The following is a 21,724-nucleotide window of genomic DNA, read 5'->3' as shown; positions in this document are numbered from 1 at the left end:
CTCCTCAGTCGAGGACATTGTCGTGACCGCATCCCGTATCGACCGCGCGGGTTTCGAGGCGCCGACGCCCACAGTTCGTCTGACCGCCGAGGATCTCTCGGTGGGCGCGCGGCCCAACATCGCCGCCGCCCTGAACGACATGCCCCAGTTCCGCGCGACCACCTCGCCGCAGACGACCGGGACCAATACCGGCGCGGGCGTCGCGCCGGTCGATCTGCGCGGCCTGGGTGTCAGCCGCACCCTGGTGCTGATCGACGGCCGTCGGGTGTCGAGCGACAACGACCTGAACAGCATTCCCTCCGTCCTGGTGAAGAGCGCGGACGTGGTGACGGGCGGCGCCTCGGCCGCCTGGGGTTCCGGCGCGGTCGCGGGCGTCGTGAACATCGGCCTGGATCGGTATTTCACCGGCGGCAAGCTCGGCGCGGAGTACGGCATCTCATCCTATGACGACGCCGAGCAGGCGCGTTTCGAAGGCGCCTGGGGCACGTCGTTCGCCGACGGCCGCGGCCACTTCGTCATCGGCGGCGAATATCTGGACAACGAAGGCGTCGTGCCGAAGGCCTCGCGCCCTAATATCGGCCGCTGGGCGACCGTCAATATCGGCGGCGAGACGCGCCTCACCCCGGACGTGGGCTTCGCCAACGCGGCCTATGGCGGTCTGATCATGTCGGGCGTCAATAACGGCATGGCGTTCAATAGCGACGGAAGTCTGCGCAGCTTCGACTGCGGTACGCTGGCGGGCACGAACTGCGTGGGCGGCGAGGGGCCGTCCAACGACGATCTCAGCCCGCTCGTAACGCCGCAGCAACGCTACGCCGCGCTGGCCAGCGTGACCTACGACATCGCCGACAATCTGCAATTCACGGCCGATGTGCGTCATTCGCGGATGTGGAACAACTACATCTGGTTCGGCGACCATGATCGGGGCGACCTGACGATCGGCATCGACAACGCGTTCCTGTCCGACGACATCAGGGCGCAGATGCTGTCGGCGGGCGAGACCTCCTTCAGGTTCGGCCGCTTCAACTCGGACCTGTCCTATTCGACCATCGACTTCGAGCGGGTGACGACCCAGGCGACGCTGGCGCTTGACGGCGAGTTCGGCGGCGGCAAGTGGCGCTGGAGTGCCTATTACAGTCATGGCGAATATGAGAACAACATCGACACGCCGGGCTTCCTGCTAGGAACCGAGTTCGCCCAGGCTGTGGATTCAGTCACGGATCCCGTGACGGGCGATCCGATCTGCCGCGTGGCGCTGACCGATCCGACCTCCACCTGCGTGCCGATCAACCTGTTTGGTTTCGGCGCGCCGTCGCAGGAGGCGATCGACTATGTCACCGGCACGCCCAGTCAGCGCGCGACGACCAAGCTCGATGTCGGCGGGGTCAGCGTGCGCGGCGAGCCCTTCAGCCTGCCGGCGGGCGAGGTGTCCGTCGCCTTTGGCGTAGAGGCGCGCAAGGAGTCGGTCGATCAGGTCGCCGGCGAACTGGACCGGGCTGGAGCATTCAAGACGTTCCAGTTCTCCTCGATGGCCGGCGAGTACTCGGTCAAGGAAGCGTTCGCCGAGGTGCTGGTCCCGGTCGTCCGCGACCTACCCGTCCTCAATGACCTGCAGTTCAATGCAGCGGCGCGCATCTCGGACTACGACACCACCGGCTCGATATGGTCGTGGAAGGTCGGGGCGACGAACGAATTCTTTCCCGGGTTCCGCGGGCGGATCACCCAGTCGCGCGACATTCGCTCGGCCGGCCTGTCCGAAATGTTCACCACCACCACGACGGGGTGGAACACCATCAACGACCCCGCCAACGGAGGACAAAGCTTTTATGTGCTGAACAACGGCGGCGGAAATCCGGACCTGACGCCGGAGACGGCCGACACCTTCACCGCCGGCTTCACCTATGCGCCGCCTTCGATCCCGGGGCTGAACCTGTCGATCGATTACTACAACATCAAGATCGACGACGTGATCACCACCATCGCGCCGCAGGATCTGGTGACGCGCTGCTACAACGGCAACGCGGCCCTGTGCGACAAGGTCGACCGTGACGCCGATGGGTTCCTGGTCCGCACCCGGTCCACCTACGTGAACCTGGCCGAATACCAAACGGACGGCGTAGACGCCGAGGTGTCCTATTCCTCTCCCGCAGACCTCTGGGTCCCCGGCGCGACCGGGCGGTTGAACCTGCACCTGGTCGGCACCTGGGTGAACAGCCTGACCACCGACGACGGCGTGACCGAGATCGAATACGTCAAGTCGCAGGGCTATTCCTTCGGCCTGGGCGTGCCCGAGCTGCGCGTCAACGCCAGCCTCGACTGGAAGGGTGAAGTGTTCGGGGCGAACGTCCGCGCTCGCTACATCTCGGCGGGCGACTACAACTCCACGATCGCCATCGCGAACAACCACATCGACGCCTTCACCTATGTCGATCTCGGGCTGACGGCGGACCTAACGACCTATGGCGCCGACGGGGTGGAGCTCTATGCCAATGCGACCAACCTGTTCGACAAGGACCCGCCGGTCGGCTCGCTCTATTCGCCCTACTACGACGTGATCGGCCGCTACGTCACGGTTGGAGCGCGGTACCGCTTCTAGTTCTGGTCCCGCCTCCTGTCGCCGGCCCCCGGCCTTCCCTCCGAATGTGGGCCGGCGACCTCCCTTTTCTGCGATACTTCAAGGCTTCGCCCATGATCTCCCGCCTTTCGCTGGCCGCCGTTCTTGCCTTGGCCTCGGCGCCCGTCGCTTGGACCGCCGCCTTGGCCGAGGTTCCCAAGCCCGCCGCCATCGTCGCCGACGGCCTGCCGGCCGTACCGGACGAATTGGCCGACGCGACGCGTCCCTATCTGCAGGCGCGCAGGGCCGCCTTCATGGGCTGGAACGCCGCTGATCGCTCCATGCTGGTGAAGACCCGTTTCGGCGCCACTGACCAACTTCACGTCGTCGGCGCGCCTGACGGCGCCCGGACTCAGATCAGCTTCGAGGACGAGCCGATCCTGACGGGGCTTCTCTCACCAAGCGGGGACGTTCTTCTGATTCAGAAGGACGACGGGGGAGATGAATTCTACCAGCTCTACACACTAAAGGATGGTCGGCTGAGCCGGGTCACCGACGGCGAAAGCCGCAACTGGTTCGGCGCCTGGAGCCCCGACGGCCGGTGGGTGGGCTACGCCTCTTCGCGGCGCAACGGGACGGACATGGACCTGTATGTCGTGGACCCGCGCGACCCATCGACGGACCGGTTGGTGGCACAGGTCTCGGGCGGCGGCTGGAACATCGCCGACTTCTCGGCGGACGGGACGAAGGCGCTGGTGCTTAACCGCATGTCGATCAATCACGCCCAGGTCTATGAACTGGACCTGGCCAGCGGACGCATGACGGCCCTGACCGACCCGGACGCGCAGGTTTCCTATGTCGATCCGCAATACGGGCCGGATGGCGCGATCTGGGCGACATCCAACAAGGACGAGGATTTCCTTCGCCTGGGCCGGATCGAGCACGGCGGCTTCGCGCCTGTCAGCCAGGAAGCGAAATGGGACGTCAGCGATTACGCCATCGCGCCTGACGGCGCTTTCATCGCCTATGCCGTCAACGAGGCTGGCGTGTCGCGCCTGCGGGTGATGGATGCGGCCAGCGGCCGGACGCGCACGGTCGACGGCCTGCCGGGCGGGGTCATTCCCTACAGCATCGGCCCGGCGATCCAGATTGCGCCGTGGGGCGCCATCGGCCTGTCCATGTCCTCAGCGCGCACGCCGGGCGACGCCTTCTCGGTCGATCCCGGCAGCCTGGCGGTCACCCGGTGGACCCACAGCGAGACCGGCGGCCTCGACCCTTCAGTCAACATCGAGCCGACCCTGGTAGAGATCCCGAGCTTCGACGGCGAAGCCATTTCCGGCTTCCTCTATCAGCCCGACCCGGCGAAATTCCCCGGCAAGCGACCGCTCATCATCGACATCCATGGCGGCCCCGAGGGGCAGACCCGACCCGACTTCCTGGGACCGCAGAATTATCTGCTGAACGAACTCGGCGTGGCCCTGTTCTTCCCGAACGTCCGGGGTTCGTCGGGCTACGGCACTCGGTTCGTGAACCTGGACAACGGGCCGTTCCAGCGTGAAAATTCGGTCAAGGATATCGGTGCCTTCCTCGAGGCCCTGAAGCGCAGTCCTGCCCTGGACGCTGACCGGTTCGCCGTCACCGGCGTCTCCTACGGCGGCTACATGTGCTACGCCAGCGCGGTGCACTACGGCGACCAGCTGAAGGGCGCTAGTTGCTATGTCGGCATCTCCAACTTCGTCACCTTCCTGCAGAACACCCAGTCTTATCGCCGAGACCTGCGGCGGGTGGAGTATGGCGACGAGCGCGACCCGGCCCAGCGCGCCCAGCTGGAAGCGATCTCGCCCCTGAACGCAGTCGACCGGATCACCGTGCCTCTGCTGGTCGCCACCGGGGGCAACGATCCGCGCGTGCCGGCTTCCGAGGCCGACCAGATCATCGAGGGGGTGCGCGCCAGCGGCGGCCAGGCCTGGCACCTGCTGGCGCAGAACGAGGGCCACGGTTTCCACAAGAAGGAGAACGAGGACTACTACTTCTGGACCAACCTTCTGTTCTGGAAGCAGACCCTGCTGGACGACGCTGCCCGCTGACTCTTCCGCCCGGCCGTCCGAGCGGCGGCCCGGGGCTTGCGAGAATTCCCCATGTCCCACCGAACTGCCGCGCTGCTGGGCGCGGCCCTGCTAGCGTTCGCTAGCCCTCCTGCCTCTCACGCTTCCGAGCCGGTGCGCACGGATCATCACGTCCATGTCCATTCGCCGGAAATCCTGGCCTTCCTGCCGGCCTATTGCGCCAGTCCGGGCCGCATCGGCGCCTGCGCCCCGACCTTCGTCGAGCCCCTGACGGTCACCGACCTGCTGGAAGACATGGACGAAGCCGGAATCGGCACGGCCTGGATGATGTCCACCGGCTATCTGGCCGAAAGTCCGATGATGGTTCCGCCACTGGCCGACGCGCCGGCCCTGGTCCATGCCGCCAACGCCTTCACGGTGGGGCAGGCGCGCTCGCATCCTGACCGGCTGGTCGCCTTCATCGGCGTCAACCCTCTGACGCCAACGGCCTTGGATGAGATCGCGGCCTGGAAGGATGACCCGTTCGCGACGGGCGTGAAGATCCACCTGACCAACTCTGACGTCGATCTGCGCGACCCGAACCAGGTCTTCCGACTGGCGACGGTCTTCGATGCGGCGTCCGCCGCCGGCATGACCATCATGATCCACATGCGCACCCGGGCCGAGGACTATGGCGCGCGCGATGTACGGATATTCGTCGAGCAGGTCCTGCCGCGCGCCGGAAACACTCCCGTGGTCATCGCCCACTCGGGCGGCTGGGGCGGTCTGGACGCCAACACCTGGAATGCGATGGACGGCTTCCGCCAGGTGCTGGCGGAACGGCCGGAGCTGAAGGCCAACCTATATTTCGATCTGGCGCAGGTCTTCGATGCCGACACGCCGCAAGCCGACCTGGCGCGCCTGGCCCGGGTGATGCGCGCAATCGACGTAGACCGCTTCGTTCCCGGTTCGGATTGGCCATTCTCCGGGCCGTTAGACAAATATCTCAATGAAGCGATGGCGCGTCTTCCGCTAGATCCCGATGAGACGTGGCTTCTGCAGACGCGCCAAGTCGCTGGAAGCGCACGCCCCAACAGCCCAGGATAGGGCCGAGCCGATTCAATGACAAACGTCTCGTCTCCGGGGAGGCGGTTGGGCTCGCGCATCTTCGGAACTGACTTTCGTCCCATCGGACCAGCTTGAGGGTTCGCGCTCAGGCCCGCAATGAGACGGGTGCCGCCGGAGGCTACCGCCCGGGAAAAGCGGACCTCCAAATCCGCGCTGAATGTCGTGTTTGCGGCCGATAGTGAATGACCGGTTTTGGCGCCTTCCAGATCTGAGAGGGCAGGGCGCTTTTCGCCTAAGCGGCATTCGCTGAAGCCGGACATCGGGTAGATATCCGGCCTGCTCCGGCCCGGTTCTCGGTCGAACCCGGACGGCCCGGAGTGCGCTAGCTCTGACGCGGACGGCGACTGAGATGTCGGGAATATTTCGCGCTGCTGTCGGGCGTTCGTCATCATACAGCGCTTCATCCTCCAACCCGCCGCCTACCGGCGAGGTCGAGGGACGCACGTGTTCGGACTAAGGGACGTCGATCGATGGTTCATCGATGAGATCCTGACGCATGAGGATCGCTTCCTCGCCGCCGCGCGACGTTTCTGCACAGGCGGCAACGCCGGGCGCGACGAAGCGGCCGATCTGGTCCATGACGTCTATGCCCGGATTCTATCGGGGGAGGGCTGGCGGGTGATGGAAGACCCCCGCGCCTATGTTCTGACCATGATCCGCAACCTCGGGATTCAGCGGCTGCGGCGGGCCCGCATCGTGCACATCGAAAGCCTGTTCGCCCGAGAGGCTCGAGACCCTGTGAGCCCCGAACCGGACGCATTCGATCAGACGGCGGGACGTGAACGTCTGAAGCGGGCGCTCCAGGCACTCCTGGCCTTGCCGCCGCGATGCCGCGAGGTCGTCGAACTGCGCCGCCTTCATGATCTATCGACACGGGACATCGCCAAGCGGCTCGGGCTCAGCCTGTCGACGGTCGAAAAGCGGCTGGCGCGCGGCATGGTCCTGATGACCCTGGCGATGGAGACGGTGGAGCCCGCCGCGCGCACGCCGTCGGAACCGCTCGCCGGCGCGATCCGCCAGAGATCGTAGAAAAATCCCTTTCGACTTGGAGGCGCGGGCGATCTCGCGCGTCTATGAACGGAATGATGCGCGATCCGCCCAATCCTGAATCCGATTCCACGCGGGCTGGCGCCGCGAGCCGCGCCGAGGCCATGGAAGCGGCGGCGCTTTGGCACGCGCGCCTGGACTCGGGATCGGCCGACCTTGAGGCGTTCGAGCGCTGGCGCGCGGCCGATCCTTCGCACGCCATCGCGTTCGCCCGCACCGTGGCGACCTGGGAGGCGCTTCCCTCAGGCCTAGCCGCGCATCCCCGCCCAGCCGCTCGGTCGCGCAGAGCGGTGTTTCTGGCGCTCGGCGCCCTGAGCCTGACGGTCGCCGGGGTGGGCGTGTCGGGCCGGGTGTGGGCGCGGGAACACGCATCCACGAAGGTCGGCGAGCGGCGCACCGTGCGCTTGAGCGCCGACGCACACGCAGATCTCAACACCGACACCCGGCTGTCGTGGCGAAGCCGGGGAGATCAACTGACGCTCTGGCTGGATCGCGGCGAGGTCGCCGTGGCGGCGCGGCCGGAGGCCGGCTCCGTCTTGCTTCACGCCGGCGGCGTCGTCTGCGCTCTGTCGCCGGGCCGCTACAACGCCCGGCTGGAGGCGGGGAGGGTGGACGTCACCCCCCTGGACGGCGTCGTCGTCGGACGGACGCCGGCAGGGGCGCCGATACGGGCGGTCCGCGGACAGCGCCTCTTGGCAAGGGATGGCGAGATCGCGGCCGGCGCCGCGCCTCCCGAGGAGCTGGACCGGATCGCGGCTTGGCCCGAAGGCGAGGTGGTGTTCAACGGGACGCCGTTGAGCGAGGCGGTCGCGGAGTACAATCGCTATCTCGACCGAAAGCTGGTGATCGAAGATCAAAGGCTTGGCCGGTTGACCATAGGCGGGCGGTTCACCTCGACGGACCCGTCGGACTTCCTGTCGGCGCTTCAGGCCATCATGCCCCTCAGGATTCTTCGCACCCCGGATACGGTGATCCTGGCGACCGCCGAATAATTCTTGGCGGACTTGGCGGTTTGCGCCGGTCAAAGCGTCCACCCCTCGAAGGCGTCGCCCAATGCGGCGCTCCAGTTCCAAGGCGGGGGCCATGACGTCCATCTCAACCTTCAACGCCCTTTTCGTCGCGGCGGCGGCGGCCATCGTCACGCCTTCGGCGCACGCCCAGGACGCCGCCAGGACGTTCGACATTCCGTCCCAGGCGCTGGGGCCCGCGCTCAACGCCTGGTCGGAGCAGGCCCGGGTCCAGGTTCTCTATACGGGGGAGGCCGTCGCCGGACGGACAGCACCGGCGGTTCGCGGCCAGATGGCGCCTCGGGAAGCCCTGGCCCGGTTGATTGCCGGCAGCGGCTTGACCATCACGCGCGACGATGGGCGTGTCGTCGCCCTTCAGGCCGCCGATCGGGAGGCCGCGTCCGAACTCGGCGAGATCATCGTCACCGCCCAGCGGCGCGAACAGGCGGCGACCGAGGTGCCCTTCGCCCTGACGGCGCTGACAGGCGACGTCCTGCGCGAACGGGGCGTATCGACCTTGCGCGACCTGTCGCTCTACACGCCCGGGCTTGTGGTCGAGGACCAGTCGCCGAACAATCCGATCTTCGTCATGCGCGGGATCAACTCCTCGGGCGGCGACTCCTTCAGCGAGCCCCGCGTCTCGGTGTTCCAGGACGGCGTGCCGATCTCCAAGTCGCGCGGCTCCTTCGTCGAACTGTTCGACATCGCCCGGGTCGAGGTGGCCAAGGGGCCGCAGTCGACCCTGTTCGGGCGCGGCGCCCTGATCGGCGGGATCAACGTCATCCAGAACCACGCGCGGCCCGATCTGGACTGGTCGGCCTCGGTCGAGGGCGGCAACCAGGGCCAGGCCATGGTCGAGGGCATGGTCAACCTGCCCGTCAACGATGTGCTGGCGGTCCGCTTGTCCGGCCGCCACCGCGAGCGTGACGGTTCCTTGGAAAACCTGGCGCCCGACTCCGGGGACGGATTGAACGCCCTGCGCCTGGACGCCGTGCGAGCCTCGGTCGCCTTCAAGCCGACGGACCGCTTCTCCGCAGACCTGATCTTCAACTTCCAGCAGGAAGAGACCGATGGCACGGGCTTCAAGTCCATGTACCTGTCGCCGACCGACCCCGAAACCGGCCGGGTCCTGGCCGGTACGGCGACGAATGATCCGGTCTGGCTGTCGGTTCCGGCCGATTTCGCCGGCGGGCGCGGCCTGGGAGTCGATCAGCAGTACGCCGGCGTCACCGGCCTGATGCGCTACCACCTGACCGACGCCCTGACGCTGAACGCCGTCTCCGGCTATCGCGACGTGGATTCCATAGAGGTCTATGACGCCGACGGGACCTCCCTGCCGGTCTTCACGACCATGGAAGACAACGGCGGCCGGTTCTTCAACCAGGAACTCCGCCTGAACTACGACGGCGGCGGACGGCTGAGCGGGTTCGTCGGCGCCAACTATTATCGGGAACGGGCCCGGTCCCAGGTCGATGTCCGGTTCGACGAGCGCATCCTGCTGGCCCAGGTCTCGGGGATGCTGAACGGCGGCCCGTTCACCGGTTTGCCCGCGAACAATCCCGCACCCCTTGGCCTTTTCGTCAACACCGCCTTCACCGGCGCGCTCGTCCAGGGCGTGGTGGCGCAGTCCAGCGGCGGCAACATCCTGCTGAGCGGAGCCGAGGCGGCCGCGCTCGCGGCGCGCCTCGACCCGGCGCATGTGGAGACCTCCAACAATACGGCGGACCTGGATTCGATCGACCTGTTCGCAGACGCCACTTTCCGCGCCACCGATCGCTGGGAGATCAGCGCGGGCCTGCGCTACACCTCCGACGACAAGACCACCCGCTGGGGCAGTTCGGTCGCCGGCCGCAGCATCCTGGGCGGGATCGTCGGCGCCTCGGGCCTGGCCGCGACCGGAAATCCCGTCGGCGTCGCCACCGGACGAGCGCTGCTGCAGGGGCTGACGGCCTATGGAACGAATCTGTCGGTCACGGCCCTTCCGGCGTTCGGCATCAACGCCCAGCCGACCGCCGGCAACGGCGGCGTGGAGAGCGGCGATCTCGACGACGACGGCTTCACCTGGCGGCTGACCAGCCGTTACGACCTAACCGGGGCGACCAATCTCTACGGCAGCTATTCGCGCGGCCGGCGCGCCGCCGTGCTGTCGGCGGCGGCGCCGTCCGGCCCGGGCGCGCCGGCCCAGTTCACCATCTCGCCGGCGGAGACGGTCGACGCCTTCGAGATCGGCCTGAAGACTTACCTGCGCGAGCAGCGGGCGCGCTTCGACGCCTCGGTCTACTATTACGACTACGAGAATTTCCAGACCCGGGAACTGGTCGGCAGCGGCTTCATCACCTCGAACGCCGGAGAGGCCCGGGCTTACGGCGTCGAACTTCAGGGTGACTGGCAGGCGACCGATGCGCTGTCGCTGTTCGGAACATATGCCTACAGTCATGCGCGGTTCGGCTCGGGCGCCTATGAGGGCAACCGCTTCGCCCGGTCCCCGGACCACAGCCTGTCGGTGGGCGCCTCCCTCAAGGTCGCCGCGCCGGGCGGGACGCTGGACATCCGCCCCAGCTATGCATGGCGCAGCAAGATATTCTTCTCGGACGACAACGACCGGCCCGAACTGCAGACCGGCCGCATCGTCGCCGACCTGCTGCAGGACGAATACCAGGACGCCTATGGCCTGCTGAACCTGCGGATCGCCTATACGCCGGACGCCGCCAACTGGGAGGTCGAGGCCTTCGCCAGCAATCTGGCCGACGAGGTCTATCGTAAGGGCGCCGGCAGCGCCGGGGAGTCGATCGGCATGCCGACCAACGTCCTGGGCGAACCGCGCCTGTACGGCGTGCGCCTGACCTTCCGCCGCTAAGCCAATCAAGGAACAGCCATGCTCCGTCGTCTCACCGGCCTGATGGCCCTCGCCCTGACCCTGTCCGGCCCGGCCATCGCCGTCGCCCAGACCTTCCCATCGCCGATCGTCATCGCCCACAGGGGCTCGAGCGGCCATCGCCCCGAGCACACCGAGGCGGCCTATCGCCTGGCGGTGGCCCAGGGCGCCGACTACATCGAGGCGGACCTGGTCATGACCAGGGACGGCGTCCTGGTCTCGCGCCACGAGAACGAGATCGGCCGCACCACCGATGTCGCCGCCCATCCCGAGTTCGCCGACCGTCGCGTGACAAGGACCATCGACGGCGAGTCCTTCACCGGCTGGTTCGTCGAGGACTTTACCCTGGCCGAACTGAAGACCCTGGGCGCGCGAGAGCGCAATCCGGAACAGCGCCGGGAAAGCGCCGCCCATGACGGGGAACAGCCCGTGCTGTCCCTGGCGGAGATCATCGCCATCGCCAAGGAGGAGAGCCGACGGCGCGACCGGCCCGTCGGCCTTTACATCGAACTGAAGAACCCCGGCTATCACGCCTCCATCGGGCTGCCGATGGAGCGGGCGCTGGTGGATGTTCTCGAGCGGGAAGGCCTGAACGATCGCGACGCGCCGGTCATCATCCAGTCCTTCTGGCCCCAGGCCTTGATCGCCCTGCGGCCGATCACGCCGGTCCGGCTGATGTTCTTGATCAACAGCGTCGCCCCGCCCGAGGAACTCCTGCGCGCCAACGACATCCGCGCCTGGTCGGACGTCTACTCGGCCGACGGGCTGAAGATGATCGCGGGCTTCGCCGACATCGTCGGGCCGGAGACCGAGCTGATCTTTCCCCGCGACGCCGAGGGCCGGTCTCTTTCGGTGACCGCCTTGGTCGCCGACGCTCACGCGGCGGGCCTTCAGGTTCATGTCTGGAGCGTGAACGCCGAAAACCTCTACCTGCCGCTCGAGCTGCGCCGGGGCGACCCGGCCGAACCAGGCTACGATGGCCGACTGGGCGACGCCGCGACCCTGGTTCGCGCCCTGGCCGCTGCAGGGGTCGACGGCATGTTCACCGATCAGCCTGACATCGCCCTTGCGGCGCTGGGGCGGCGCACATCCACGCCATGATCGCGTGGGGTCTTGTCAGGCCAAACGGGTTGCGCCCCTGATCGGGTCGGATAACGAGCCGTATGGCCAAGTCCTGCAACCCATTTAGATGGTTCGATAGCTCGCCGGGGTGCTGTCAGGTTAATCGCCAGCGGATGAAGTTTGCCCGACCTGCTCCGATTTAGGCGACCGCCGCCGCCCATGCGAGGTCCGCCTCGGCGCGAAAACGGCGAAGGGTAGGGCGGCTGATCAAGTGACGCTGGATGTAGAAGGTGTTGTAGATCGCGGCGTGGGTAGTGAGGAATCGCTGGGCTGAGGGCTGAGATTTGAAGCCCTGCTGCTGGCGTTCTCGTCGTCGGATCGGCAGATGTGAGTTCTCGATCCGATTGTTTTCCCTGAGGCGGCCCGGTCGGTGAATTTGAGCCAGACCAAGTTCTCGAAGCGCCGCGCCGTAGGACAGCAGGCCATCTGTCGTGATCCGTTTCGGCTTGACGGGTTGGTTGCGCAGTAGGCGCTTTAGCAGCTTCAAGGCCGCTTCCGTATCCCGCCGACGCTGAACGACGAGATCGAGCACCTCCCCTTCATCATCGACCGCGCGCCACAGATACATCCTTCGGCCCCCGATCCGGCAGACCGTTTCGTCCAGATGCCAGCGTGGCGATGGGACCGGCCGGCGCTTCTTCAGCCGCCTGGCGATCAGCGGTCCGAACTTCTTCGTCCAACAGCGGATAGTCTCGTAGCTGACCTCGATGCCGCGCTGAGCCAGCAATTCCTCGACGTCCCGCATGCTCAGGCTGAAACGGAAATATAGCCAGACCGCATGGCGGATCACCTCCGCAGGGTAGCGGTGGCGTTTGAACGACAGCGGCTTCATGAAAATCGTCTCCGGTCAGTCAACTGCGACGACCCTCAGTGGAGACAAGTTAGCGTTAGACTGACAGCACCGCCACCTACCTTCAATGAAATCAGTGACTTAAGCCTGTTTGGGCCGAGTGTGCCAAGAATAGTGTGCCAAATGGCCCGGTTTTGGCACGCTTGGCACACTTTTTCGGGGTGTTCGGCAGTGTGCCGCCGAGTGTGCCAAGTCGATTTTCGTAAACGAAATCAAACTCCCGGCACACTTGGCACACTTTTCAGATGGCCGTCTGGCACACTTGCTGACGCTTAGCGCAAGTATCGACTTCAAAAACGGGCCTGACCGCATGGATGAGTTCGATTTACCCAATGAGATTGAGCCGCTGCTGGCTGCGCGTGACGCTTTGCGGCAACGCTACGCTTCATCGGGATTGAGCTTTACGCTCGACGGGAATCTGGTGGGAGACATCGGCGAGGCCATAGCCGCCGAGCTTTACGGCCTTCAGTTAAGCGCGCGATGTGGCGAGGGCATCGACGGCATGTCGCCGGGTCCGAACCCGAAAACGGTTCAGGTGAAAGCGAGCGGGACCGGGCGCGGCCCTGCCTTTCGCATGGTCGAAACGAGGGCCGAGCATCTGCTCTTCTTCCACCTGGATTTCACGACGAGGAAGGGCAGGACCATCTTCAATGGTCCCGAGGCCATCGCTTTAGAGGGGAGCCCGGCAGTCTGGACAGGTCAGAGGATGCTTCCGCTAGGACGCCTCAAGGCCGCGAATGCGCGCGTGGCCGACGCTGACCGGCTACCGTTACTTCGTGGCTAGGACTTGGTCAGGGCCTCAGCGACCATAAGGGCGACCTTCTTACCCTCAGCCGTCAGGCGAAGAGACTTCCGGCGACGGTCGTCCAGATCGGGTTCGACGGTCAGCCAACGCCTGAGCCGCCGTTGGAGAAGCCACCCCATCGTCGCCATTCGTTCGAGAGTTAAATCGGAGGGCTATGGCTTAGATAGGTCCCTGTTCGTCGTTCTCGGCGCCATCGGCGGAACTGCCGGAACTGGATAACGACGACGCGCTGAATATGAGCGTCGTCTTGTTGGTAGGCGGAGCAAATGTCGCGGGTCTGTCGCCGCGGCGTTATCAAGGCGACGCGCCAGCGTCGTTCAGCCGACATCGCCAGAGCGTAGGCACGGCCCCAGCTTAGCCGAATCCGGGGGATCCGATGTTCAAGACCACGCTGAAGGCGCGCCTGCTGGCCGCCGCGACCCTGACGGGCGCCATGATGGGCGGGAGCGCCGCCTGGGCGCAGGAGGCCCAGCCGGTCAGCAGCGTGGACGACGTGATCGTCACCGCCCAGTTGCGCGAGCAGAAGGCCATCGACGTGCCCTTCGCCCTGACCGCCTATTCCGGGCAGTTCCTGCAAGACCTGGGCATTCAAGAGTTCGATCAGCTGTCGGCCTTCGTGCCCGGCTTCCTGGTGCAGAACCAGTCGCCGAACAACGCCGGCTTCGTGATGCGCGGCATCACCTCCGACTCGGGCGAGGCCACCACCGAGCCCCGCGTGTCGGTGTTCCAGGACGGCGTGTCGATCTCCAAGTCGCGGGGTTCGTATGTCGAGCTGTTCGACATGGAGCGGATCGAGGTCGCCAAGGGGCCGCAGTCGACCCTGTACGGCCGCGGCGCCCTGATCGGCGCCGTCAATCTGGTCCAGAACCGCGCTCGACCCGGCCAGACCGACGCCTACGCCCAGATCGAAGCCGGCGACGAGGGCTATGTCTCGGTCGAGGGCGCCGTAAACCTGCCGGTGGGCGAGACCGCCGGCCTGCGTCTGGCCACGCGGATGAAGACCCGCGACGGCTATGTCGAGAACCTGTTGGGCGGCGAGGACTACAACTCCATCGAGACCAACGCCTTCCGCCTGTCCGGCGCCTGGACGCCGAACGACGCCATGCGGTTCGACGTCATCGCCAACTATCAGACCGACGAAGCTTCGGGCACGTCGTTCAAGTCGATCGCCTATGAGCCGGCCGATCCGAACACCGGCGCCGTCCTGGGGTCGAAGGCGCCGTGGGAAGGCGCGGCCCTGACGCCGGGCGGCGAGTTCGACGGCGGCAAGGACCTGGGGCTGGACCGCAAGGTCTGGGGCGTGACCGGCCTGGCCCGGATCGACCTGACGCCGTCGTGGACGCTGAACTCGACCACCGCCTATCGCCAGTTCGAAAGCTATGAGACCTTCGACGCCGACGGCGTCTCCCTGCCGATCCTGACGGCGGCCGAAGACGCTTATGGCGAACAGTGGAGCCAGGATCTGCGCCTGTCGTTCGACAACGGCGGCCGTCTCAGCGGCTTCGTCGGCGCCGGCTGGTTCCACGAGGAGGGTTATCAGCGTGCGCCGCTGCAGTTCAACGAACGGGTCGCTCTGCCGCAACTGGTCGGGCTGCTGGACGGCGCTCCGGGCGTGGTCGGCGACAACACCCTGCCGCTGGGCGCCTATCCGGCGGTCGTCACGAGCGCCCTGATCGCCCCCGCCTCGATGGGCGGCTTCGGCCTGCCCGCGCCGGTGGCGGCTGCCTTGGTCGCCAATATGAAAGCGGCGCACATCGAGGAAAGCACCAACCATGGCGAGCTGACCTCCTATGACGTCTTCGGCGACCTGACCTTCCAGTTGACCGACCGGCTCGAGATCAGCGGCGGCCTGCGCTACACCCAGGACGACAAGACGAGCGGCTTCTCCAGCCGCCTAGTCAACGGCCGTTCGGTCGGCGGCGGCCTGCTGGCCCTGCAATCGGTCCAGGCCAACATCGCCCGCCTGATTGCGGCCGGCACCCCTGCCTCGCTGGCCCAGGCCGCGCAGCTGGGCGCCTTCGCCAACAGCCTGATCGCCGGCCTCGCCACGCCCGGCATGGCCAACGCCCCTGCGTCGCCGACCTTCCCGCTGTTCGGCCTGACCATCCAGCCGACCGTCAACAACGGCGACACCGTCTATCGCGACCTGGACGACGACGGCCTGACCTGGCGTCTGACGGCCCGCTACGCCGTGACCGGCGACGCCAATGTCTACGCCAACTATGCGCGCGGCCGCCGTCCCAAGGTGCTCTCGGCCTCGTCGCCCAGCCATCCGGTCGGCCTGCTGCTCGCCGGCGAAGCGGCCCGGATCGGGCAGCCGAACTTCTCGGAAGTCGATGCGGAACAGGTCGACAGCTACGAGGTCGGCGCCAAGGCCGCCCTGATGGATCGTCGCCTGCGTCTGGACGGCGCAGTCTATTACTACAGCTACGAAAACTTCCAGACGACGGTGCAGCAGGGCGCCGAATTCGTCACGACGAACGCCGGCGAGGCCAAGGCCTACGGCTTCGAAGGCCAGATGAACTTCGCCCTGACCTCGAACTTCGACCTGTTCGCCACCTACGGCTACAACCACTCGCGGTTCGACAACGGCGTGTTCGACGGCAACCGCTTCCGCCTTTCGCCGGACCACCGGGCCTCGATCGGCGCCCTGTGGAGCCTGCCGGTCAGCGGCGGGGCGATCGAATTGCAGCCGACCTATACCTGGCAGTCGGAAATGTTCTTCGACAACGACAACGATCGCCCCGACCTGCAGACCGTCGCCCGCGGCGCCATCGTCGCCGATCTGATCCAGGACGAGGTCCAGGAGTCCTACGGCCTGCTGAACATGCGCGTCCGCTATGTGCCGGATTCGGCGAACTGGGCGGTCGAGGCCTTCGGCGAGAACATCCTCGACGAGGAATATATCAAGGACGCAGGCAACTCCGGCGATAGCCTGGGGATGCCGACCTTCATCGCGGGACGCCCGGCCTCTTACGGCCTGGTGTTCAAGTTGAAGCTGTAAGGACCGGACCATGAAACTGGATCGCCGCAGCCTGCTGGGCCTGATGGGGGCGGGGGCCGCGACGCCCGCCCTGGCGCAGGGCGCCGCCGCCGGGCGGGTCGCCTTTCTGCATGGGGTCGCCAGCGGCGATCCCGACACCCGCTCGGCCGTGTTCTGGACGCGCGTCACCCCGGCCGAAGGGTCGTCCGGCGATGTGGCGGTGGCGCTGGAGGTCGCGCGCGACGCAGACTTTCGCGACATCGTGCGCCGCGTCGACGGTCTCGGCGCGCGGGCCGAGCGGGACTTCACCGTCAAACATGATCTGGACGGGCAGGGGCTGGAGCCCGGGCGGGACTATTTCTACCGATTCATCGCCGGGGAGGCGATTTCGCCGGTCGGTCGGGTGCGGACCCTGCCGGAAGGGGCGACCCGGGACGTGACGCTTGGGGTGGTGTCGTGCCAGCTTTATCCGGGCGGCCTGTTCAACGCCTATGACGCCCTGTCCAAGCTTGAGCGGCTGGATGCGGTCGTGCACCTGGGCGACTACATCTATGAATACGGGGCGGCCGCCGACGACTATGGCATGACCTCCGGCGCGGCCCTGGGCCGGGCGCCGCTGCCCCCGCACGAGATCGTGACCCTGGCCGACTACCGGACCCGCCACGCTCAGTACAAGACCGATCCCGACCTGCAGGCCGCCCACGCCCGCGCGCCCTTCATCTGCGTGTGGGACGACCACGAGGTGGCCAACGACACGTGGATGACCGGGGCGGAAAACCACCAGTCGGCGACAGAAGGCGACTTCGCTGCGCGCAAGGCCGCGGCCCTTCGGGCCTATTACGAATGGATGCCGATCCGCGAACCCAAGGCGGGCGCGCTGAAGGAGGCGATCAACCGCAGCTTCGACTTCGGCGATCTGGCCACCCTGACGATGGTGGAGACGCGGCTGCTGGCGCGGGGCGAGCAGATGACCTTCGCCGACATTCCAAAGACGCCGGACGGCCAGCCGGACGTGGCGGCGTTCGAGGCCGCGCGTCAGGCGCCGGATCGCGACCTGCTGGGCGATGCGCAGCGCCGGTGGGTCGGCGAGACGTTGAGCCGATCCAAGGCGGCCGGCCGCCCATGGCAGATCATCGGCAACCAGGTGGTGATGGCGCGGGTCAAGGGACCGGACATCTCGCGCATGATGCCGGCCGAACAGGTGCAGCAGATGATCGCCAGTCTGCCGGCCGACGTGCGGCCCCAGGTAGAGGCGGCGATCCAGCTGTTCAAACTGGGCCTGCCGTTCAATCTGGACAGCTGGGACGGCTATCCGGCGGGGCGGGAGCGTCTGTACGAGACGTTTGCGGCGGCGGGGGTTTCGCCGGTCGTGCTGGCGGGCGACAGCCACGCCTTCTGGGTCAATGAACTGCATGACAAGGCCGGCGCGCGCCGGGCGGTGGAGTTCGGCACGTCCTCGATCTCCAGCCCCTCGCCGGGCGACCATGTCGGCGGCCTGCCGCTGGGCGCGGCCCTGTCGGCGGCCAACCCGGAGGTCAAGTTCTGCGACCAGACGGCCAAGGGCTATGTGCTGCTGAAGGTGACGCGCGAGACGCTGACCGGCGAGTTGTGGGCCGTGTCCACCATCATGGCGAAACCGTATGAACCGAAGCGGCTGAAAACCTTCGTCGTCACGCCGGACGGCGCGCTGACCGAAATCTGATCCATCAGGCGAAGCCGAAACGAAAACAGGGCCCGCAGTCGCTGCGGGCCCTGTTCTTTTGGTCGCTTGTCAACCGAAGGTCAGGCCGATCTCGCCCGGGTCTTGTCGGACGAGCTGCGGGCCAGTTCGCGGTTCAGCCACAGGGCGATCAGGGTGCAGACCGCGCCGGACAGCAGATAGGCGCCGGCCGCGATCAGGCCGAACTGGCTGGAGATCCACAGGGCCGCCAGCGGGGCGAAGCCGGCGCCGAACAGCCAGGCCAGGTCCGACGTCAGGGCCGAGGAGGTGTAGCGGTTCGTCAGGCTGAAGCTGGAGGCCACCGGACCCGACGCCTGGCCGAACGACAGGCCGAGCAGGATGAAGCCCGAGATCATGAAGGTCAGCTCGCCCGCCGCGCCGCCGTTCAGCAGCTGGGGCGCGAAGCCCGAGAAGGCGGCGATGCCCGCGGCGGTGACGGCCAGAACGGTGCGACGGCCGTAGCGGTCGGCCAGCACGCCAGATGCAAGAATGGCGATCAGGCCGAAGACGGCGCCCACCATCTCGATCAGCAGGAAGCGAACCGGCGTCTCGTTGGTGAACAGGAAAATCCACGACAGCGGGAAGACCGTCACCATGTGGAACATGGCGAAGCTGGCCAGGGGGGCGAAGGCGCCGATGGCGATCTTGGGGCCTTCGACGCGGATGGCCTGGCTGACCGGCGTCGGCTGAAGCTCGCGCGTTTCGAACAGGTTCTGGAAGGCGGGCGTCACCACGATGCGCAGTCGCGCGAACAGGGCCACGACATTGATGGCGAAGGCCACGAAGAACGGATAGCGCCAGCCCCAGTCCAGGAAGTCGGGGGCCGACAGCGTGTTCAGGAAGAAGGCGAACAGGGCCGAGGCGACCAGAAGGCCGATGGGGGCGCCCAGTTGCGGGATCATGGCGTACCAGCCGCGCTTCTTCTCGGGCGCGTTCAGGGCCAGCAGCGAGGCCAGGCCGTCCCAGGTGCCGCCCAGGGCAACGCCCTGGCCGATGCGGGTCAGGGCCAGAAGGACCGGCGCCCACATGCCGATGCTCTCGTAGCTGGGGATGAAGGCCACCGACACGGTCGAGGTGCCCAGCAGCAGCAGAGCGGTGGTGAGCTTGGCGCCGCGGCCGAACTTCCGGTCGATGGCGATGAACAGCACCGTACCCAACGGCCGGAACAGGAAGGCCAGGGCGAAGACGGCGAAAGACAGAAGGGTGCCGCCCACCGCGCCCGCATAGGGGAAGATGAGTTGCGGGAAAACGACCACCGAAGCGATGGCGTAAACAAAGAAGTCGAAAAACTCGGACGTTCGGCCGATAATGACGCCGATGGCGATCTCGCCGGCGTCAACCTTGCCATGCCCCTTGTGAAGGGTTGCGGCGTCGCGTTCCAGCGACTCGGACGAAGGGGTCGTCGAGGCGGACATGGGCTTGGTCGCTCCGTGTGAGACAGTAATCTTAGGCGTACGGCGGATCGCCGCATTATGACCGGGCGCCCTTTGCGATGAAAGCGGCCTCAAGAGGATAGGACAGATTGTCCAATGTCGTTGCAGATCGAAGCTGACTATCGGGCGCAGTTCGAACGCCAACCGTCGCGGCGCCTCCCCCTTGCCCGACGCTTTCCGATTGGATCCGCCTTGCGCCGTCTGCGCCTACTTTTGCTCGCGCCCGTCGTGGCCCTGCTGTCGGCCTGTGACCTAGTCGTCCTTAAGCCCGCCGGCGATGTCGCGTCCCAGCAGGGCGACCTGCTGATGATCTCGACGCTGCTGATGCTGATCATCATCCTGCCGGTGATGGCGCTGACCGTCTTCTTCGCCTGGAAGTATCGGGCGTCGAACAAGGAGGCCGAGTATCAGCCGGACTGGGACCACTCGACCTCGCTGGAACTGGTCATCTGGGCCGCGCCGCTGCTGATCATCATCTGCCTGGGCGCCCTGACCTGGGCCGGCACCCATCTGCTGGACCCCTATCGCCCGATCGACCGGATCAAGCCCGGCCAGGCCGTCGCCGAGAACGTCGAGCCGCTGCAGGTCAATGTCGTGGCCTTGGACTGGAAGTGGATGTTCATCTATCCGCAGTACGGCGTCGCCACGGTCAACGAGCTGGCGGCGCCGGTGGATCGGCCGATCCGCTTCCATATCACCTCGTCCTCGGTGATGAACAGCTTCTACATTCCCGCCCTGGCCGGCCAGATCTACGCCATGCCGGGCATGGAGACGAAGCTGCACGCGGTGATCAACCGCCCCGGCGAATACGAAGGCTTCTCGGCCAACTATTCCGGCGACGGCTTCTCGCACATGCGCTTCGCCTTCCACGGCCTGGACCAGGCCGGCTTCGACCGATGGATCGCCGGCGTGCGCCAGTCCGACCAGCCGCTGGATCGCGACCGTTATCTGGAGCTGGAAAAGCCCAGCGAGAAGGTTCCGGCCATGCACTTCTCCAGCGTGGACGGAATGCTGTGGGATGCGATCCTGAACATGTGCGTCGAGCCGGGCAAGATGTGCATGGGCGAGATGATGGCCATCGACAGACAGGGCGGCCTGAGCATGGCGTCGCTGCGCAACACCATGCCGCTGGTCTATGACAAATACGCCGGGCGCGGTAAGTCGCCGGCCTATTTCGGATCGAACGACAGCTATGTCATGACCATCTGCACGCCGTTGCAGGCCGAAGCCGCCGCCGCGGACCGAATGCGCCGCGCCGCGCTGGACGCCGTCGTCGCCCCCAACAGCCTGGACCGCCTGGCCGGGCAGGGGCTGTCGCCGAAGCGGGCCTCGCTGGCGGCCCTGACCAATGTGGCGCCCGGCGCCTTCGCTGCGGAGCCGACCGGCGTCCGCTCCGCACCCAACGCCTGAGCGATCGAGTTCGATGAACGCTGACCAAATCCTTCCGCTGATCTTCGGGCGACTGACGCTTGAGGCTCTGCCGCTGCACGAGCCGATCCTGGTCGTGACCATGATCGTCGTGGCCCTGGGCGGCGTCGCCCTGTTGGGCGCCCTGACCTATTTCAAGCTGTGGGGCTATCTCTGGAAAGAGTGGTTCACCACGGTCGATCACAAGAAGATCGGGATCATGTACATGATCCTGGGCCTGATCATGTTCGTGCGCGGCTTCGCCGACGCCATCATGATGCGTCTTCAGCAGGCGATGGCCTTCGGCGGGTCCGAGGGCTATCTGAACGCCCACCACTACGATCAGGTCTTCACCGCCCACGGCGTGATCATGATCTTCTTCGTGGCGATGCCGCTGGTGACGGGCATCATGAACTATGTCGTGCCGCTGCAGATCGGCGCGCGCGACGTGTCCTTCCCTTTCCTGAACAATTTCAGCTTCTGGATGACGACGGCCGGGGCGATCATCGTCATGGCCTCGCTGTTCGTGGGCGAGTTCGCGCGCACCGGCTGGCTGGCCTATCCGCCGCTGTCGGGCATCGGCTACAGCCCCGGCGTCGGGGTCGACTACTACATATGGGCCCTGCAGATCGCGGGGGTGGGGACGACGCTGTCCGGCATCAACCTGATCGCGACCATCGTGAAGATGCGCGCGCCCGGCATGGGCATGATGAAGATGCCGGTCTTCACCTGGACCTCGCTGTGCACC

General features: G+C 66.4%; 14 protein-coding genes. 12 read left to right on the top strand and 2 right to left on the bottom strand.

What is annotated here, in order from left to right; all coding sequences use genetic code 11:
* The first annotated feature begins 22 nt into the window (after positions 1-22).
* The 7 genes from DI624_RS06220 to DI624_RS06190 all read left to right on the top strand — a co-directional run bounded on the left by DI624_RS06220 (position 23) and on the right by DI624_RS06190 (position 11,757).
* On the top strand, positions 23-2,596 hold the full coding sequence (locus DI624_RS06220) for a TonB-dependent receptor (RefSeq protein ID WP_291536735.1): 2,574 nt from the start codon (positions 23-25) through the stop codon (positions 2,594-2,596).
* Positions 2,597-2,688: 92 nt separating this feature from the next.
* Positions 2,689-4,641 carry a prolyl oligopeptidase family serine peptidase gene (locus tag DI624_RS06215; RefSeq protein ID WP_291536733.1) on the top strand — a complete coding sequence of 651 codons (1,953 nt, stop codon included), beginning with the start codon at positions 2,689-2,691 and terminating at the stop codon, positions 4,639-4,641.
* A gap of 51 nt (positions 4,642-4,692) precedes the next feature.
* Positions 4,693-5,706 carry an amidohydrolase family protein gene (locus DI624_RS06210; protein ID WP_291536731.1) on the top strand — a complete coding sequence of 338 codons (1,014 nt, stop codon included), beginning with the start codon at positions 4,693-4,695 and terminating at the stop codon, positions 5,704-5,706.
* A 465-nt stretch (positions 5,707-6,171) separates the two neighbouring features.
* The gene (locus DI624_RS06205; RefSeq protein WP_291536729.1) at positions 6,172-6,756 is read left to right on the top strand and encodes an RNA polymerase sigma factor; all 585 of its coding nucleotides are present in this window, start codon (positions 6,172-6,174) and stop codon (positions 6,754-6,756) included.
* Between the two features lie 56 nt (positions 6,757-6,812).
* Complete coding sequence (locus tag DI624_RS06200) at positions 6,813-7,766, top strand: DUF4880 domain-containing protein (protein WP_291536728.1); 954 nt, start codon at positions 6,813-6,815, stop codon at positions 7,764-7,766.
* Between the two features lie 91 nt (positions 7,767-7,857).
* Entirely contained in the window at positions 7,858-10,638 is a 2,781-nt protein-coding gene (locus DI624_RS06195) for a TonB-dependent receptor (RefSeq protein ID WP_291536726.1), read from the top strand.
* Between the two features lie 18 nt (positions 10,639-10,656).
* Positions 10,657-11,757, top strand: a complete 1,101-nt coding sequence (locus DI624_RS06190) for a glycerophosphodiester phosphodiesterase family protein (protein WP_291536725.1) — start codon at positions 10,657-10,659, stop codon at positions 11,755-11,757.
* Between the two features lie 160 nt (positions 11,758-11,917).
* Here the strand turns inward: DI624_RS06190 and DI624_RS06185 are convergent, their stop codons facing one another.
* A complete protein-coding gene (locus tag DI624_RS06185) occupies positions 11,918-12,610 on the bottom strand; it encodes an IS6 family transposase (RefSeq protein WP_291536724.1) in 693 nt (230 codons plus the stop codon).
* A gap of 328 nt (positions 12,611-12,938) precedes the next feature.
* Here DI624_RS06185 and DI624_RS06180 point away from each other — a divergent pair, with 328 nt between their 5' ends.
* The 3 genes from DI624_RS06180 to DI624_RS06170 all read left to right on the top strand — a co-directional run bounded on the left by DI624_RS06180 (position 12,939) and on the right by DI624_RS06170 (position 18,118).
* Entirely contained in the window at positions 12,939-13,412 is a 474-nt protein-coding gene (locus DI624_RS06180; protein WP_291536722.1) for a hypothetical protein, read from the top strand.
* Between the two features lie 397 nt (positions 13,413-13,809).
* Positions 13,810-16,437: a TonB-dependent receptor gene (locus DI624_RS06175; protein ID WP_291536721.1), complete on the top strand. Its 2,628-nt coding sequence runs from the start codon at positions 13,810-13,812 to the stop codon at positions 16,435-16,437.
* A 10-nt stretch (positions 16,438-16,447) separates the two neighbouring features.
* Complete coding sequence (locus DI624_RS06170; RefSeq protein WP_291536720.1) at positions 16,448-18,118, top strand: alkaline phosphatase D family protein; 1,671 nt, start codon at positions 16,448-16,450, stop codon at positions 18,116-18,118.
* 80 nt (positions 18,119-18,198) lie between these two features.
* Here DI624_RS06170 and DI624_RS06165 read toward each other — a convergent pair whose 3' ends face one another.
* Entirely contained in the window at positions 18,199-19,551 is a 1,353-nt protein-coding gene (locus DI624_RS06165) for an MFS transporter (RefSeq protein ID WP_291536719.1), read from the bottom strand.
* Between the two features lie 210 nt (positions 19,552-19,761).
* Here DI624_RS06165 and cyoA point away from each other — a divergent pair, with 210 nt between their 5' ends.
* Positions 19,762-20,979: a ubiquinol oxidase subunit II gene (gene cyoA, locus DI624_RS06160; RefSeq protein ID WP_291536718.1), complete on the top strand. Its 1,218-nt coding sequence runs from the start codon at positions 19,762-19,764 to the stop codon at positions 20,977-20,979.
* A 13-nt stretch (positions 20,980-20,992) separates the two neighbouring features.
* On the top strand, positions 20,993-21,724 hold a 732-nt coding region (locus DI624_RS06155), incomplete at its 3' end, for a cbb3-type cytochrome c oxidase subunit I (RefSeq protein WP_291536717.1).

Origin of the sequence: Brevundimonas sp. (assembly GCF_003248455.1) — a bacterium.
In the GTDB taxonomy this organism is placed as follows: Bacteria; Pseudomonadota; Alphaproteobacteria; order Caulobacterales; family Caulobacteraceae; genus Brevundimonas.
The sequence above is the reverse complement of the archived record's forward strand: the minus strand, read 5'-3'. Positions and strand labels throughout refer to the sequence as shown.

What these genes read in the sequence shown, in the direction of transcription:
- DI624_RS06185 (WP_291536724.1), bottom strand. Translation starts at nt 12,610, where the DNA reads ATGAAGCCGCTGTCGTTCAAACGCCACCGCTACCCTGCGGAGGTGATC.
- DI624_RS06200 (WP_291536728.1), top strand. Translation starts at nt 6,813, where the DNA reads ATGCGCGATCCGCCCAATCCTGAATCCGATTCCACGCGGGCTGGCGCC.
- DI624_RS06210 (WP_291536731.1), top strand. Translation starts at nt 4,693, where the DNA reads ATGTCCCACCGAACTGCCGCGCTGCTGGGCGCGGCCCTGCTAGCGTTC.
- DI624_RS06180 (WP_291536722.1), top strand. Translation starts at nt 12,939, where the DNA reads ATGGATGAGTTCGATTTACCCAATGAGATTGAGCCGCTGCTGGCTGCG.
- DI624_RS06195 (WP_291536726.1), top strand. Translation starts at nt 7,858, where the DNA reads ATGACGTCCATCTCAACCTTCAACGCCCTTTTCGTCGCGGCGGCGGCG.
- DI624_RS06170 (WP_291536720.1), top strand. Translation starts at nt 16,448, where the DNA reads ATGAAACTGGATCGCCGCAGCCTGCTGGGCCTGATGGGGGCGGGGGCC.
- DI624_RS06175 (WP_291536721.1), top strand. Translation starts at nt 13,810, where the DNA reads ATGTTCAAGACCACGCTGAAGGCGCGCCTGCTGGCCGCCGCGACCCTG.
- DI624_RS06215 (WP_291536733.1), top strand. Translation starts at nt 2,689, where the DNA reads ATGATCTCCCGCCTTTCGCTGGCCGCCGTTCTTGCCTTGGCCTCGGCG.
- DI624_RS06190 (WP_291536725.1), top strand. Translation starts at nt 10,657, where the DNA reads ATGCTCCGTCGTCTCACCGGCCTGATGGCCCTCGCCCTGACCCTGTCC.
- DI624_RS06165 (WP_291536719.1), bottom strand. Translation starts at nt 19,551, where the DNA reads ATGTCCGCCTCGACGACCCCTTCGTCCGAGTCGCTGGAACGCGACGCC.